General features: G+C 36.0%; 22 protein-coding genes. All 22 read left to right on the top strand.

Going from position 1 to position 15,806, the window contains the following annotated elements; genetic code table 11:
* The first annotated feature begins 54 nt into the window (after positions 1-54).
* The 22 genes from aroC (at position 55) to GM661_RS11340 (ending at position 15,221) form a co-directional block, all read left to right on the top strand.
* Entirely contained in the window at positions 55-1,254 is a 1,200-nt protein-coding gene (gene aroC / locus GM661_RS11445) for a chorismate synthase (RefSeq protein ID WP_230866959.1), read from the top strand.
* A 17-nt stretch (positions 1,255-1,271) separates the two neighbouring features.
* A complete protein-coding gene (locus GM661_RS11440) occupies positions 1,272-1,784 on the top strand; it encodes a shikimate kinase (RefSeq protein ID WP_230866958.1) in 513 nt (170 codons plus the stop codon).
* Complete coding sequence (gene aroB / locus GM661_RS11435; protein WP_230866957.1) at positions 1,777-2,871, top strand: 3-dehydroquinate synthase; 1,095 nt, start codon at positions 1,777-1,779, stop codon at positions 2,869-2,871. The genes GM661_RS11440 and aroB overlap by 8 nt, the downstream gene beginning before the upstream one ends.
* Positions 2,865-3,311 carry a type II 3-dehydroquinate dehydratase gene (gene aroQ / locus GM661_RS11430; protein ID WP_230866956.1) on the top strand — a complete coding sequence of 149 codons (447 nt, stop codon included), beginning with the start codon at positions 2,865-2,867 and terminating at the stop codon, positions 3,309-3,311. Before aroB ends, aroQ begins: the two co-directional genes overlap by 7 nt.
* Positions 3,311-4,378 (top strand): M24 family metallopeptidase, encoded by a 1,068-nt coding sequence (locus GM661_RS11425; protein ID WP_230866955.1) that lies wholly within the window; start codon positions 3,311-3,313, stop codon positions 4,376-4,378. Before aroQ ends, GM661_RS11425 begins: the two co-directional genes overlap by 1 nt.
* Positions 4,379-4,652: 274 nt before the next feature.
* Positions 4,653-5,210: an elongation factor P gene (gene efp, locus GM661_RS11420; protein WP_230869794.1), complete on the top strand. Its 558-nt coding sequence runs from the start codon at positions 4,653-4,655 to the stop codon at positions 5,208-5,210.
* Between the two features lie 400 nt (positions 5,211-5,610).
* Positions 5,611-6,612: a stage III sporulation protein AA gene (gene spoIIIAA, locus GM661_RS11415; protein WP_230866954.1), complete on the top strand. Its 1,002-nt coding sequence runs from the start codon at positions 5,611-5,613 to the stop codon at positions 6,610-6,612.
* On the top strand, positions 6,566-7,087 hold the full coding sequence (locus GM661_RS11410) for a stage III sporulation protein AB (RefSeq protein ID WP_164522268.1): 522 nt from the start codon (positions 6,566-6,568) through the stop codon (positions 7,085-7,087). Before spoIIIAA ends, GM661_RS11410 begins: the two co-directional genes overlap by 47 nt.
* A 16-nt stretch (positions 7,088-7,103) precedes the next feature.
* On the top strand, positions 7,104-7,298 hold the full coding sequence (spoIIIAC, locus tag GM661_RS11405) for a stage III sporulation protein AC (protein ID WP_125990740.1): 195 nt from the start codon (positions 7,104-7,106) through the stop codon (positions 7,296-7,298).
* A gap of 10 nt (positions 7,299-7,308) precedes the next feature.
* Entirely contained in the window at positions 7,309-7,698 is a 390-nt protein-coding gene (spoIIIAD, locus tag GM661_RS11400; protein ID WP_125990739.1) for a stage III sporulation protein AD, read from the top strand.
* Between the two features lie 16 nt (positions 7,699-7,714).
* On the top strand, positions 7,715-8,893 hold the full coding sequence (gene spoIIIAE, locus GM661_RS11395; RefSeq protein ID WP_230866953.1) for a stage III sporulation protein AE: 1,179 nt from the start codon (positions 7,715-7,717) through the stop codon (positions 8,891-8,893).
* Between the two features lie 4 nt (positions 8,894-8,897).
* A complete protein-coding gene (gene spoIIIAF / locus GM661_RS11390) occupies positions 8,898-9,494 on the top strand; it encodes a stage III sporulation protein AF (protein WP_230866952.1) in 597 nt (198 codons plus the stop codon).
* Between the two features lie 4 nt (positions 9,495-9,498).
* Positions 9,499-10,089 (top strand): hypothetical protein, encoded by a 591-nt coding sequence (locus GM661_RS11385; RefSeq protein WP_230866951.1) that lies wholly within the window; start codon positions 9,499-9,501, stop codon positions 10,087-10,089.
* Between the two features lie 4 nt (positions 10,090-10,093).
* Positions 10,094-10,663, top strand: a complete 570-nt coding sequence (locus GM661_RS11380; protein WP_230866950.1) for a SpoIIIAH-like family protein — start codon at positions 10,094-10,096, stop codon at positions 10,661-10,663.
* A gap of 387 nt (positions 10,664-11,050) precedes the next feature.
* Entirely contained in the window at positions 11,051-11,497 is a 447-nt protein-coding gene (gene accB / locus GM661_RS11375) for an acetyl-CoA carboxylase biotin carboxyl carrier protein (protein WP_230866949.1), read from the top strand.
* 17 nt (positions 11,498-11,514) lie between these two features.
* A complete protein-coding gene (gene accC, locus GM661_RS11370; RefSeq protein WP_230866948.1) occupies positions 11,515-12,864 on the top strand; it encodes an acetyl-CoA carboxylase biotin carboxylase subunit in 1,350 nt (449 codons plus the stop codon).
* Positions 12,865-12,879: 15 nt separating this feature from the next.
* The gene (locus GM661_RS11365; protein ID WP_230866947.1) at positions 12,880-13,260 is read left to right on the top strand and encodes an Asp23/Gls24 family envelope stress response protein; all 381 of its coding nucleotides are present in this window, start codon (positions 12,880-12,882) and stop codon (positions 13,258-13,260) included.
* 50 nt (positions 13,261-13,310) lie between these two features.
* On the top strand, positions 13,311-13,838 hold the full coding sequence (gene amaP / locus GM661_RS11360; protein ID WP_230866946.1) for an alkaline shock response membrane anchor protein AmaP: 528 nt from the start codon (positions 13,311-13,313) through the stop codon (positions 13,836-13,838).
* An 11-nt stretch (positions 13,839-13,849) separates the two neighbouring features.
* Positions 13,850-14,086, top strand: a complete 237-nt coding sequence (locus GM661_RS11355) for a DUF2273 domain-containing protein (protein ID WP_230866945.1) — start codon at positions 13,850-13,852, stop codon at positions 14,084-14,086.
* A gap of 14 nt (positions 14,087-14,100) precedes the next feature.
* On the top strand, positions 14,101-14,505 hold the full coding sequence (gene nusB / locus GM661_RS11350) for a transcription antitermination factor NusB (RefSeq protein ID WP_230866944.1): 405 nt from the start codon (positions 14,101-14,103) through the stop codon (positions 14,503-14,505).
* 123 nt (positions 14,506-14,628) lie between these two features.
* Entirely contained in the window at positions 14,629-14,862 is a 234-nt protein-coding gene (locus tag GM661_RS11345) for a ferredoxin (protein ID WP_230866943.1), read from the top strand.
* A 104-nt stretch (positions 14,863-14,966) separates the two neighbouring features.
* Positions 14,967-15,221, top strand: coding sequence for an AbrB/MazE/SpoVT family DNA-binding domain-containing protein (locus GM661_RS11340; RefSeq protein WP_125990729.1), 255 nt, complete (start codon positions 14,967-14,969; stop codon positions 15,219-15,221).
* Positions 15,222-15,806: the final 585 nt, after the last annotated feature.

Raw genomic sequence — 15,806 nt, 5'->3', positions numbered from 1 at the left:
TTTACTAAGAATGGTATAATAAAGTGAAAAATAATTGGTGGGGTGAGTAGAGCTATGTTGACATTTAAGACAGCTGGTGAATCACATGGTAAAGGTGTTATGGCGATAGTTGATGGTTTGCCAGCTGGGGTTAAGGTGGATTTTGCCAGGATAAATGAGAAACTGGCCCGGCGGCAACAGGGTTACGGCCGCGGTGGCAGGATGAAGATAGAAACTGACAGGGTTGAGGTGTTTAGTGGTCTAAGACATGGTAAAACAATAGGGAGTCCGGTTGGTCTCTTGATTCATAATAAGGACTGGGAGAACTGGCAGGGTGTAATGTCTGTTGATAAAGATACTAATCCGACAGAAAAAGAAGTGGTAATCAAAAAGGACGGCAGGATCAGAAAGATTGATAAAGAAGTAACCCGCCCCCGTCCTGGACATGCTGATCTGGCAGGTGTTTTAAAATATCAGCAGGATGATATTAGAAATATACTGGAGAGGGCTAGTGCCAGGGAAACAGCGGCTCGGACAGCGGTTGGGGGTCTGCTTGATAATTTCCTACATTATTTTGACATTGAGATTATCAGTCATGTAATACAGCTAGGTGAGATAGAGAGCTGCTCTCCTGAGGTAGGTTTAGCAGAATTAAAGGCTGGGATCAGGGATTCTGAACTGGCCTGTTATGATCAAGACAAAGAACGGGAGATGAAAGAATATATAGATAGAATAAAAGAAAAAGGGGACAGTCTGGGAGGGGTTGTAGAACTTAGAACATCACCCCTGCCTGTTGGCCTGGGGAGTCATGTTCAGTGGGATCGCCGTCTGGATGGAGAACTGGCTCAGGCGATATTGAGTATTCCCGCGGTTAAAGGGGTTGAGATCGGTCCGGCTTTTGAAAATTCTTCCCGGACAGGTCATGATGTACATGACGAGATATTTTATCAGCCAGATAAAGGGTATTACAGAAAGACCAACAGGGCTGGTGGTCTGGAAGGCGGTATAACAAATGGTGAACCCCTGATAATTAGAATGGCGATGAAGCCAATACCAACCCTTTATAGGCCCTTACGTTCTGTGGATATTAAGACCAAAGAACCTTTTACAGCCAGTATCGAGAGGTCAGATGTTACGGCTCTACCTGCTGCGGGTGTTGTAGGAGAAGCCATGCTTGCTTTTATACTGGCCAGGGCTATGCTAGTAAAGTTTGGTGGAGATAGCATCAGGGAAACTATCAATAATTATCGCGGATATCTTGAAATGATAGATTAATCAGGGGGTAAATTAAGTTGAAAATTTCGTTAGTAGGTTTTATGGCTACAGGCAAGAGTAAAGTCGGTAGTTTATTAGCAAATGATCTGGGTTATCAATTTTTTGATACCGATGAATTAATAGAGAGGAAGACAGGTCTTAGTATCCCGGAAATTTTTCAAAGAAAAGGTGAAGAATATTTCCGCAGGGTTGAAACTGAGAGTCTGGCAGACATACTTGAAAAGGATAAAATTGTTATTTCTACAGGGGGTGGAATAGTTGTTTCTAGATTCAATAGGGAATTACTCCTCTCCAGAACAATTTCTTTTCTATTGACTGCCTCAGCTGAGGAAATTTATCAAAGGGTTAAGGGGGATAATAAGCGCCCACTACTTAGCGTATCAGACCCCCTGAATGAGATTAGAAACTTACTATCACGGCGGGCAGAATATTATAATGCCTTTACTAATAAAATTGATACTATGGGGAAAAAACCAGAAGTAGTAGTAAAAAAAATACTTGATTTGATAGGAGAGATTAATGATGAGTAGACAGGAACTTAAGGTAAATATTAGTGAAACCAAGCGTTCTTATCCTATTATTATTGCAAACAATATATCATCCCAAATAGGCAGCTTAATTAGTGACTGTTATAGAGGTAATAAAGTACTACTCCTTTCTGATGCTAATGTCAGTGGATTATATGGTGCTGGTATTGTTTCGTCTCTGGAAAAGGCTGGTTATCAGGTTCTGGAATATATTATTCCTGCTGGTGAAAAATCCAAGTCTTACCATTACTTGAGAAAGGGTTATGACCTTTTAGTTGATAATAATTTTAACAGAGATAATCTGATAATTGCTCTGGGGGGTGGAGTTGTTGGAGATCTGGCTGGTTTTCTGGCGGCCACTTTTATGAGAGGTATTCCCTTTGTACAGCTGCCGACAAGTCTGTTAGCTCAGGTGGATAGTAGTGTAGGCGGGAAGACGGCTATTAACCATCCAGCAGGCAAGAATATGATTGGGGCTTTTTATCAACCAGAGATGGTAGTGATTGATCCTGTTTTTTTAAAGACCCTGGTTCCCAGGGAATTTAAAACCGGTATGGCCGAGATAATAAAACACGGTTTGATTGCTGATCAAGGCCTGGCAGATTATCTGTTTGAAAGGTCAAAAAATGTTTTTAAACTGGAGAAAGATGAACTTAGCCATATTATTTACCGTTCATGTCAGATTAAGGCAGCTATTGTCATGGAGGATGAGAAAGAAAAAGGGAAGAGGGCTCTGTTAAATTACGGACATACTATTGGTCATGCCCTGGAAGCGGTAACAGCTTATAAGAAGTATAACCATGGTGAAGCAGTTGCGATAGGTATGCTGGGGGCTGTTCGTCTAGCAAATTCTTTGGGATTGTTGGAAAAGTCTGACCTGCAATTCACTGAGGAATTAATCAGGCTTTACGATTTACCGCTTGGCCATCAAGAAGACCCGGAGGCTATCTTTACAGCACTTTTCCGGGATAAAAAGGTTAAGAATGATAGCTTAAGGTGGGTACTTATTGATAGGATTGGGAATGCTTTTATTAGAGAAGGGATAGACCATAGCTTGATTAAGAGGATACTGGAGGGGTTATTGTGTTAAAAATTGCGGTAATACATGGTCCTAATTTAAATATGCTGGGGACTCGTGAACCTGAGGTATATGGGATGGAGAGTATTCAGCAGGTTAATGATATGATAAATAAGAGGGCAGGTTTTTTAAATGTTGAGGTAAAAATCTATCAGAGTAATCATGAAGGAGAGATAGTAGATTTTATACATGAGGGATATAATGATTATAAGGGTATTGTTATAAACCCCGGGGGGTTAACCCATTATAGTATTGTTCTAAGAGATGCCCTGGCTGCTGTTAAGTTACCTGTAGTTGAAGTACATATTAGTAATATTTATCAGCGGGAGGAGTTTAGGCACAACTCTGTAATTGCTCCCATAGCAGTAGGACAGATCTCTGGTCTGGGACCTGATGGGTATATCTATGCTCTTGAGGCAGTGGTCAATATAATAAAGAAAGGTAGTTTTTAATGGATAAAAGAATAAAACAGCTAAGAAGATTGCTCAAGGAATCAGGGATAGAATCTCTAATCATTGATGGAGCGGAGAACCGTTTTTATTTGAGTGGGTTTACCGGTACAGCCGGGAGAATTCTTTTTACACCTGATCATAATTATTTTATAACTGATTTTCGTTATGTTGAACAGGCCGAAAAACAGCTTGAGGGATATGAAATTATTAAGATAAATAAGGGTTTAGAAAAGAAATTGTCGAAGCTTTTGCACAGAGAGGGTGTAAGTAAACTATGCTTTGAAGCAGAGGCAGTAAATTATAAACAGTATGAGAAATATAAAAAAGCCCTAACTGGAATCCAATTAGAAGCTGTGACTGGGTTAATTAGTAAACTAAGAATTAAAAAAGACAGGGAAGAAATATCCCGAATAAAAACGGCTGCTGCTGTTACAGACCTGGCCTTTACCCATATTCTTGATTTTATTAAACCCGGCTGTACTGAAAGAGAAGTCGCACTGGAGCTGGAGTTTTTTATGAAAAAACAGGGGGCAGAGAGAAATGCCTTTGATTTTATTGTAGCCTCTGGTAAAAGGTCTTCTTTACCCCATGGTGTGGCCAGTGATAAGGTAATAAGAGATGGGGATTTTATTACTATGGATTTCGGTTGTTTTTATAATGGCTATTGTTCCGATATGACCCGGACTATAGTTGTTGGAAAGCCTACTAAAAAACAGAGGGATATCTATAATATTGTCTTAAAGGCCCAGCAAGAGGTGAAAAAAAGGGTTAAAGCAGGTATGCTCTGTAAGGATGTTGACGCGATTGCCCGGGACATTATTACAGAAAAAGGCTATGGAAGTAGGTTTGGTCATGGTCTTGGTCATGGAATAGGTGTTGAGGTACATGAAGAACCAAGGGTTTCTTATACCAGTGATACAGTTTTGGAAGATGGGATGGTAATCACTGATGAACCTGGTATCTATATACCGGAATGGGGTGGGGTCAGGATTGAGGATGACCTATTAATTACAGAAGATGGTTGTGAGGTGTTAAATGATTCTCCTCTTGAGTTGATAAGTGTCTAAATATGCCACAACATGATATAAAGGAAATTATGTTGGGTTTAGGGATAACTTTAAAGGTCGACAAATATATTTGTCTGGTTAATAGTTTATTGACTAACTATGTGTAATTAGTATTTTGAGTTAAGAAAGCTGAAGTTTTTGATTAAGTCTACTGTTAGGCCACTTTGTTGCTAGTTTGTTATGTTTTAGTAGAAATGTTATAATATAATGGGTTTTTTTAATAAAATGTTTAAATAAAATTATACAGGAATTTTAAGGAGGACATTGTATGGCTGTGATATCAACAAATGATTTTCATAATGGATTGACTATTGAACTGGATGGGACTGTTTATCAGGTGGTAGACTTTCAGCATTCCAAGACCGGTAGGGGTGGGGCTTTTGTAAGGTCAAAGCTTAAGAATGTTGAAGATGGTGGTGTTATTGAGAAGACCTTTCGTGCTAATGAAAAGGTCAATAGGGCCCATGTTGAACAGCGGGAAAAACAATATCTCTACCGTGATGGTGATGATTATATTTTTATGGATACTGAGACATATGAACAGATTGCTCTTAGTCAGGAGCAGTTGGGGGAAAAGATAGATTATCTTAAGGAGAATATGGTTCTGGAGGTTTCGGTTTATGAAGGCCGTCCGATTGATATTAATTTACCAACCTTTGTGGAACTGGCTGTAGCTAAAACTCAACCAGGTATAAAGGGTAATACTGTTTCTGGTGGTTCTAAACCTGCTTCCTTAGAGAGTGGTGCTGTGGTACAGGTTCCCTTGTTTATTAGTGAAGGAGATATTGTCAAGGTAGATACAAGGACAGGGGAATATATGGAAAGGGTATAATTTATAAATAAAATTGAATATTTACTATTAAAAGAGATAAGGAGTTTTATCCCTCCTTATCTCTTTTTTATTGGAGGTGAATTTATTTCCTGATAGAAGGACGCTGGGTATCAAGTAAGCCCAAGACTATGTGGGCTGCACCAAACCCTAGAATCCCGGCTCCCCACAAGGAGGGAAGTAAACTCCACCCTAAAGCTGTAACTGCTACACCGATCCCGGCAGTAATATAACTGGTGGTTTTGGCTTTATTATCTATTTTGCAACACCTCCATTTTTATCATTTCATATAGTAAGAAGAATTATACAGCATAAATAAATTCTATTTTTAAAGTGAATCCATGCATATTTTTGGCTGCTGGCAATATTTATTAAATAGGACAAACTTTAGGGAGTGAGGCTGTTGTCGGAAAATCTTCTTGACTATTTACCAGAAAGGACCGCTTTGTTGATTGGAGGTTTAAGCGAATGGAGAGATAAGAAGCTGGTTGAAATAAGATTAAGAGTAAATCAGGCTATTCAGCTTATCGGCAGTAATATAGATTTTTTTATTGATCTCAATGGAAAAAGATTGAAAAATAGTGATAGATTTTATGGATTAAACAGGGAAGAGATGGAAAAGGCTTTTTTATTATTGTCACATAATTCCATATATGCTCTTGAGAGGCAGCTGTTGGAGGGCTTTATTACTATACCTGGCGGTCACCGGGTGGGTTTTACTGGTCAAGTTGTTGTGGAAAATGCTAGGATTAAAACTATTAAAAATATAAATAGTTTAAATTATCGAATATGTAGGGAATTTACCGGGGCAGCTGAGGATGTAGTTACTTATCTATATGACATAGAAAGGGACCTGGTCTTAAATACCCTTATTGTTTCACCTCCACTCTGTGGAAAAACAACTCTATTACGTGATTTAATTCGTATTTTCAGTCAAGGAATGTTGGATAAGGGTATAAAGGGAAAGAAAGTTGGATTAGTTGATGAAAGATCAGAAATAGCAGGGGCATATAAAGGAGTGCCACAGAATAATATAGGAAGTAGGACAGACTTATTAGATAATTGTCCTAAGGCAGAAGGAATGATGTTATTAATACGTTCGATGTCCCCTGAGGTAATTGCTGTAGATGAAATAGGTAGGGATGAGGATATTAATGCTATACAGGAGGCCCTTTATGCTGGTGTTAGTCTTATTACAACTATCCACGGCAGGGATTTTACAGATATAAAAAGGCGGCCGGGGATAGCAGATTTAATTGATAAAGGGCTCTTTGAGAGATTTGTATTTCTTAGTAATAGGGATGGGATTGGAACAATAGAGGCGGTCAGGGATAGAAATGGGAGGGAGGTTTCTTGTTTTGTTGATAAAATTAACTGGGGCAGTAATGATCTTAGTATCGGGTAGTTTTATCGGCTGGATTATAGGCAGCTCATATCAAAAAAGGGTTAAAGAACTGGAAGAATTAGAGATGGGTATAAATATTTTTAATACAGAGATTAGCTATAAACAGTCTTTTATGGCAGAGGCGTTAATGGGAACAGCTGCCACCTTTAAAAGCCCACTGGCCAATCTATTTAGGGAGACAGCATATGAATTAGAAAAGGGTAATAATAAGGTTTTTTATGAGATATGGCATGAAAGATTGCTGATTAATTACAGAAATAATAGTCTTCTGGAAGAAGATATTGAAATTCTTGATAGCTGGGGACGCCAGCTCGGCAGCTCCAGTCTTGATAATCAGAACAATATCAATCAGTTAATATTAAAGAGGCTCAGACAGCAAAAAATACAGGCAGAAAAAGAGGCTGCTAAGAAGGTTAAATTAGTACGATATGCAGGTGTTTTAATAAGTTTAATGATAATTATTTTATTCTATTGATAAGGGGTGTTAAATAATGGATGTAAATTTGATATTTAAAATTGCTGGTATTGGAATTTTTATTTCTATAATAAATATTGTCCTAAAACAGGCTGATAAAGAAGAGCAGGCCCAGATGATAACCCTGGTAAGTGTAATTATTGTTATGACAGTAGTAATACAGTTGATAAGTCAGTTATTTAATGATGTAAGAACGGTTTTCAGGTTCTAGGTGATTTCTTATGACAATTATACAGGTAGTAGGTGTTACAATTCTGGCTACTATATTGATTATAGTTATTAAACAGATTAAACCTGAAATGGCTTTTATACTTAGTCTATTAACCGGCATAATAATCTTAATTATAATTATAGACCAGGTTGCTGTGGTAATTGATTTGCTTAATCAACTTGCCAGGAAATCTGGTATTGATTTAATGTATTTTAATACTATTGTAAAAATAATAGGTATTGCTTATATAGGGCAGTTTGGGGCTGAGATTACAAAAGACAGTGGTGAAACTGCCTTAGCCAGCAAAATAGAAATAGCGGCCAAGATATTAATTATGATTATGGCTGTACCAATTATGCTTTCCTTGATAGAAACCATTCTTGAGATTATTCCTTTATAGTGAGAGGAAGTAAAAAATGAATATAGTAAGGATATTATTGGTAATTATATCTTGTTTATTATTATTTGCGCTACCAAGCTATGCTGAAAATAGTCAGATGAATCAGGATGAGATTATTTTAAGACAGTTAAATAAACTGGATATAAATAAAGTTCAGCAGGAAGTTAATAAGATAAACAAAGGTGCAGGGCATTATTTGCCAGAGTTAAACTTGAAAACTATCCTGTTAAACCTGGTAAAAGGTAATCTTGAATTAGATTGGAGAGATTTATTAAAATCAATAATTAAATACCTTGGTAAAGAGGTAACAGCCAACTTGAGTATTATGGGGCAGATAATAATTCTGGCAGCTATAAGTGCTATTTTAAATATATTTCACGATTCTTTTTCCAGTACAATGATCAGTAATACATCAAATATGTTGATATTTATGATCCTGGCTGTAATGGTACTACAGTCTTTTCATATTGCTATAGACATAGGGGTAAATGCAGTTGATAATATTGTATCATTTATGCAGGCTCTTTTACCTGTTTTACTGAGTTTGCTGGTTAGTATGGGTGCTTTTACCTCAGCAGTAGTCTTTAATCCCTTGACATATTTAATAATCTCTCTGCTGGGGACAATAGTAAAACTTATTGTTTTACCTATGATTTTTCTGTCAACGGTCCTATGTATTGTTACCAGATTAAATGATGAGTTCTCCCTATCAAGGTTAGCAGGTCTTTTTAAGGAAGCAAGTATGGGGCTGCTTGGTTTAATTTTGATAATATTTACAGGTGGTTTGCTTATTCAGGGTGGGGCGGCAGCGGTGACTGACAGTCTTTCTTTAAGGACAGCCAAATATCTGACAGGTACGTTTATACCTGTCATAGGTGGCATTTTTTCTGATGCCGTTGATTTGGTAGTAAGTTGTTCCTTAATTATTAAAAACGCCCTTAATCTATTTGGGATGATAGCTATTATAATGATAATTGCCTATCCAATTATAAAACTTATTGCCTTGATTATTATCTATAAATTGGCCAGTGCCCTTATTCAACCAATAGCCGATGCCAGGTTAGTAGATGTTTTAAATGATGTAGGTAATAGTCTTGTTTTTGTATTTTTAACAGTATCTGCAGTTTCATTAATGTTTTTTATAACCTTAACTGTAATTGTTGGGGCAGCCAACTTAACTGTAATGATGAGGTGAGTTTATGGAGGCAGTTATAAGATGGGTTAAAAACCTGGTTTTTATTATTCTGTTTACTACCCTGTTAGAGATGTTCCTACCTGGTAATAAAATGCGAAAATATGTCAGGGTAGTAATGGGGTTTTTTATTATCTCTATTTTTATTTCTCCTTTATCTGCTATTTTAAAGGGTGATCTGACAGTAATGCAGGATATTATACCAGGGAAAATTATTAGCGGAAACTGGGAAGGGATAATTGAAAAGGGTGCTGAGATAGAATATGAGAATAAGGCCTTAATCAAGGATTACTATGCTGAAAAAGTAAGGGGACGCGTTGAGGAGGTAATTGAACTTTATTATGATAGTGAGCAGTATAACAGGGATATCCAGGTGGATATTAATGATGAATATCAGCTTACTGGTATAACCGTATTTTTTCACAGGATTAGAGAGAATGTAAGAGAAATTGACCCTGTCGATATTAACAATGATAGGAGTGGTTTAAAGGAAAAAAATGAGAATAATATAGGGATTGATAGTATAAAATTAAAAAATAATCTAAGTAAGGTTTTTCAATTGAGTGAAAAGGAAATCAAAATAATTAAGGCAGGGGGGGATTAATATAATGGGGATCCTGGATGAACTTAAAAATATATTAAATAATGAGAACAAAGGTAGCCATAATATTTTGAGGAATATTATAATTCTTGGGATGATAGGAATTCTATTATTATTATTTACAGGTCTTTTTACAAATGAGAATAAAACATCTCCACCGGTTTCTCATGGTTCAAAAAATAATGAAGTGAAGGTTTTATATGAGGAGAGGATAGCAGGAGAGATAGAGGAGATTATCTCATTGGTTAATGGTGTGGGTAAGGTAAGGGTAAAGGTTTATACTGATTCTGCCCTGGAGTATCAATATGAGTATAATGAAAGCAGAAGTAATAAAGTGACAGACGAAATAGACCAGAATGGTGGTGAAAGGAAGATCGATGAAGATAGATTTGAGAACGAATTAGTAATTATCAGGGATGCTAGTGGAGGTGAGAGCCCTGTAGTAAGGAAAAAACAACAGCCTGCTATTTCAGGTATTCTTATTGTGGCTCAGGGGGCTGAAAACAGTAAAATTAAAATGAATATTATTACCGCAGTAAGGAGTTTATTAAATTTGCCGGTTCATAAGATAAGTGTTCTACCATATGGGAGGGGGTAAAAGTATGATGATAAGGAGGAAAATTCTCTGGTTGATGATTATGATGGTGTGGGTTGGGATGGTAACTTCAATTATTGTCTACCAAGGTGGTGATTATCTGGCAGTGGAAGAGACGGTATCAGAGAATATTGAAGTGATTGAGGAGTCTAAATCTCAGGGAGGGGGAAAGGTTGATGACATAAATTATACTAAGGCAAAAGATTCTCAGAATGAAGAGGATTTCTTTATAGAATATCGTCTTGAAAGAGATAAGGCCAGGAGTGAACAGATAAATATATTCAGAGAGATGATTAATAATCCCAACTCTGATGAAATAACCAAAAAAGAAGCACAGAAAAAGATGCTGGCATTGACCGATAAGATGGAAAAAGAGTTAGAGATAGAGAGTTTAATCAGGGCCAGGGGTTATAAAGAATCACTGGCGTATATTCATGAAGAAGCAGTTGATGTGATTGTACATACAAACGGACTTAATAAAAGTGATGTTGCTAAAATAGGTGATATTATTGTCAAGATAACCGGGTTCAATTTTGAGGATGTAACCATAATTGAAAAGAAAATTGAGACAGGATAATAGCCTTATTTAAGTGTCTTGCATAATTGATTGTTCCCATACAAAAACTCCGCAACGAATTTAGTATCAGCCAATTATGGGCTGTTTTAAACTCCCTACGGTCAAACAGCAAAACAGCCTTTTTCATAATTGTCTTTACTAAATTCTGCTCCGTTTTAATCGTCTGGATAACAATTCAATTATGCAAAAGGGCTATTATGAAAGAGTCTTATTTATCAAAAACTGTTGGTAATATTGCCAACAGTTTTCTTTTTTAAAAAGGATTTTTAGGATTAATAGAGAATAAAAATATAAAGAAGCACTAAAAACTGCTTGTTTTTAAACCATTAATTGGATAAAATTAATAGACAGGTGGTAAAATATTGTTGTAAATAAGGGGGAAATACGATGAATCTGGACGAAATAAAGGCATTAATAGAATTAATTAAGGAGACAGATATCACAGAAATTAATGTGGAAGAAAAGGAAACTAAAATAAGTATAAAACGGGGTTTTCAGGCTAGTGAGGCAGAACAATTTATTGATATACAGCGGAGACCTTCTCAAATTGAAGATCAGGGAAATCAGGAGAAGGAGGATATTGTTGATTCAAACAGAGAAGAAATTGTTGCTCCAATGGTAGGGACATTTTATAGGGCTCCTGCCCCTGATGTTGATCCCTTTGTAGCAAAAGGAGATATAGTCAATCCCGGTGATACACTGTGTATTATCGAGGCTATGAAACTAATGAATGAAATAGAAGTAGAGACCAGGGGTAAGATTGTTGAGATATTAGTAGAAAATGGACAAGCAGTTGAATACGGAGAGCCCCTCTTCGTAATAGAGCCACTTTAAAGAGGGGGAGTAAATAGATGTTTAATAAGGTTTTAGTTGCAAATAGAGGAGAAATTGCTGTTCGTATTATTCGTGCTCTAAAGGAATTATCAATACCTTCGGTAGCTGTTTATTCGGAGGTTGATAGAGATTCTTTACATGTTAAGCTGGCTGATGAGGCCTATTGTATTGGTCCAGCTAATTCTAACCAGAGTTACCTTAATATACCTGCTATTATGAGTGTAGCTGAGGTGACAGATGCTGATGCCATTCATCCAGGATATGGTTTTTTAGCAGAGAATGCCCATTTTGCTGAAGTATGTGAAAGTAGTGGGGTTAAGTTTATAGGGCCTTCTTCTGAGATAATAGCTTTGATGGGTGACAAAGTTAAGGCCAGAGAAACAATGATTAAGGCCGGGGTACCTGTTGTACCAGGTACTGAACAGAGTCTTACAGATATTGAAAAAACCCTGGAACTTGCAGAAGAAATTGGTTATCCTGTTATCGTTAAAGCCGCTGCAGGTGGTGGTGGGAAAGGGATGCGTATTGCTCAGAATGCTAAGGATCTGAAAAAGGCTATTCAGACTGCTCAGAGAGAAGCTGAAGCTGCTTTTGGTAATGCTGAGGTATATATGGAGAAATATGTTGAAGAGCCCAGACATATTGAGTTTCAAATCCTGGCTGATGAACATGGCAATGTTATCCATCTGGGGGAAAGGGATTGTTCGATCCAACGCAGACATCAAAAAATAGTTGAGGAGTCACCCTCTCCTGCCCTGGAAGAAGGGCTCAGGTATGAAATGGGTCAGAAGGCAGTAAAGGTTGCTAAAGCAGTTTCATATGCCAATGCCGGTACAGTTGAATTTTTGCTTGATAAGGATAATAATTATTACTTTATAGAGATGAATACCAGGGTACAGGTTGAACACCCTGTTACTGAATATGTTACTGGAATTGATATAATTAAAGAACAGATCAGAATTGCTGCTGGTGAAAAACTGGTTTTTAATCAGGATGATATTAAACTTAAGGGTGTTGCTCTGGAATGTAGGATTAATGCGGAAGACCCGGAAAAAGGCTTTATTCCTTCACCAGGTAGGTTGGAAGAATATATTATTCCTGGAGGTCCTGGAGTAAGAATTGATAGTGGTGTCTATCCTGGTTATTTTATTCCACCAAATTATGATTCAATGGTTGCCAAGTTAATTGTCTGGGAAGAGGATAGGGAAAAGGCTTTATCAAGGATGGAAAGGGCCTTAGATGAATTCTTTATTGATGGTATTAAGACAACAATACCCTACCATCTACGTATATTAAATAATGCCTACTTTAGGAAAGGTAATTATCATACTAATTTTATTCATCGGAGGCTTAATAACGAAAAATAAAAGGGGTGAGTTTTTATGGAAGATAAAGCTAATATAGGTTCAATTAAGATTGCTAATGAAGTTATAGCTATTATCGCCAGTCTGGCTGCAACTGAAGTTGATGGTGTATCAGGTATGAGTGGTGGTGTTGGTAGTGGAATTGCTGAGATGCTTGGGCATAAAAAGGGAGTTAAGGTTGAAGCCAGTGAGAGTGAATGTGTTGTAGAGCTAACGGTTATTATTGATTATGGTTATGCTATCCCTGATGTTGCTGAAGGTATTCAGGAAAATGTGAAAGATGCTATTGAAAGCATGACAGGTCTTGATGTTGAAGAGGTTAACATTCATGTTCAAGGGGTTCATTTTGCTAATGAGGATAATGAGCAAGAGAGTGTAGAAGAGACCGGGCTTAATTAGATAGACTCTTTTAACTTTTGGAATTTAATCCGGGAATGGGGGGAAAGGTAGTGAATCTTTTTTATCGGTTTATCATATTTATTATGTCAATAATATTAATGCTTGTTTCTCTGCTTACTGCAATTTATGCTTTTGGTTTTGCTAGAGTTGGGTTGTTGCCCGATATAATTGAGTCTATGTATAAGCAATGGCAGGCAGGTATAGTCTTTTTGCTGTTATTTATTGCTGGCGCCTGGATTATTTATCCTTTTTTCGTAAGAGAAGTTAAAACTACTCCAATTAGTAGATCAGACCTGGGGGAAGTTGATATTACAATTGAAGCCCTTGATAATTTAGTTAATTCAGTTGCGTTACAACAGGAAGGCATTGCAGAGATTAGCAATAAGATGTTAGTAAAGGATGAAGGATTATTTATTTTTTTACAAGGAAAGGTTTCAGCTGATACCCCTATCCCTGAATTAACAGCTGATTTACAAATGCTTGTTAAATCATATATTGAAGATACAACAGGTGTTAATGTTGCAGGTGTTAAGGTTCTTATTAAGGGTGTTAGTAATGATCAGGAATTAGTGAAATAGGGTGGTTTATAATGGAAAATGAATTATGGAAGAAACTACTTCAACTTATAACATATCATAAGGGTAAAGTCACAGGAGTTCTCCTGGGTTTTTTCCTTGCTATCTTAATATTGATCATTGGGTTTTTTAAAGCTCTGTTGGTTGTTGTATTTTCTTTTGTTGGTTATTATCTTGGTTCTCGCTGGGATCAGGAGGGTGATTTCAAAAGGGTTCTTGACCGCCTACTACCACCACAATATAAACAATAGAAAAGGGGATATTGATGTTGAAGGTTTCAAGACACCAGGAAAGGATTTGGGCACTTCAGGTGTTATACGGCCTGGATATTTTAGATAGTCTATCAGTAGTAGAAGCAAAAAAAGGAATAGCTAATTTAATAGACAGTGAAGTTCTTTGTGATGAACATTATTATTTTGAAGATATAGTAATTGGTGTAGTAAAAAGATTAGCAGAATATGATAGAAAAATAAATGAACTAGCTATTGATTGGAAAGTAGAACGCATGTCATATATTGATAGGAATATCCTCAGGATGGCCCTTTATGAATTGAAAGAAGGTTTAGCACAGGGGGTAGTGATTAATGAAGCAGTAGAGTTAGCCAAGGAGTTTTCTGATGATAAATCACCTGCTTTTATTAATGGAATCTTAGGTAAGGTAAATAAATAAAAACATATTTTTAAAGACCTGGCTTTTAAGGAAAAGCCAGGTCTTTATTTTTGTATAAAAAGAATAGTATTAAGTATAATAAAGCCAGTAGCTTTTTATAAATAAAATAGGGTGTGAATTAAATTGTTTAATATAAAAGAAGGCTATCCAGAAAATGCAGTAGGAGAATTTTTTGTCAACAAAGCCTGTATTAGCTGTGGCAAATGTATGGCAACTGCACCGTATAATTTTAAATTTACTATAGGGGATAAACATGCTATTGTTGACAGACAACCTGTGACTGTTGAAGAAGATAAATTATGCCAAAAAGCATTAAATGACTGTCCTGTAAATGCTATCGAAAAAGTGGAAATATAATAAAAAACTAATAATTATTATATAATACGCCAAAAGAAAACAAAAACTTATTGACAAGTTATCCATATTTTGCTATAATAATAAAAAAAAGGGGTGACTTATGTATGAAGGCAACTGGTATTGTGAGGAAAATTGACGATTTAGGAAGAATTGTATTACCTAAAGAATTAAGGAAAACCATGCATATCGACAGAAAAGATCCAATGGAAATTTATGTTGATGAGGATACTGTAATACTTAAAAAATATGAGCCAGCATGTTTATTTTGTGGGAATGCAGAAGATACCATAGAATATAAGAAAAAGGTAATATGTAAGAGTTGTCTTAAAGAAATGTTGGGCAAAGAAGAAACTGCATAAAAATAAAGGGATGAATTAGCAAAAGAAAATTTTTTGTAGTTTGGTATTTTGATTATAGGAATTAAAAAAACACAGCATGAATTAACTAATTCATGCTGTGTTTTTTATAAATTATAACAGTGTATAAAGATGCCTTTTAATATAATCTGAAGAATGATTTCTTACCGATTATCCTGGAAATAAACCTATTTATTTTAAGAAAAGACCACAAGAGGAACATAAGGAATAGAATAAATAATTTGTGTATTTTACTATTAAATAACAATAGATTATTACCCCCTAAAGTATTTGGATCATTACCTAGTTTTTAGTATTAAAAAATATTTAGACAGGTAGTTTGTGGTAGAAAACTAAATAAGAGTAATAAGCAGATATAAAAAGAAGTTTAATTAAAGGAAATATATATTTAATCTAGAATATTTATTGTATGTGATAGAATAATTATAAATGTTTTACGTGTATTATTTTCAAATGAAATGGATGGTTAAGAAATAATTAAATAAAAGTTTTTTCATCTATGGGGGGAGTAGTTCTAAAATAGAGGTTGAGTAAGCAAATGAGTCAAAGGACCTTATGACTCTAAGG

This window comes from Iocasia fonsfrigidae, assembly GCF_017751145.1.
In the GTDB taxonomy this organism is placed as follows: Bacteria; Bacillota; Halanaerobiia; order Halanaerobiales; family DTU029; genus Iocasia; species Iocasia fonsfrigidae.
The sequence above is the reverse complement of the archived record's forward strand: the minus strand, read 5'-3'. Positions and strand labels throughout refer to the sequence as shown.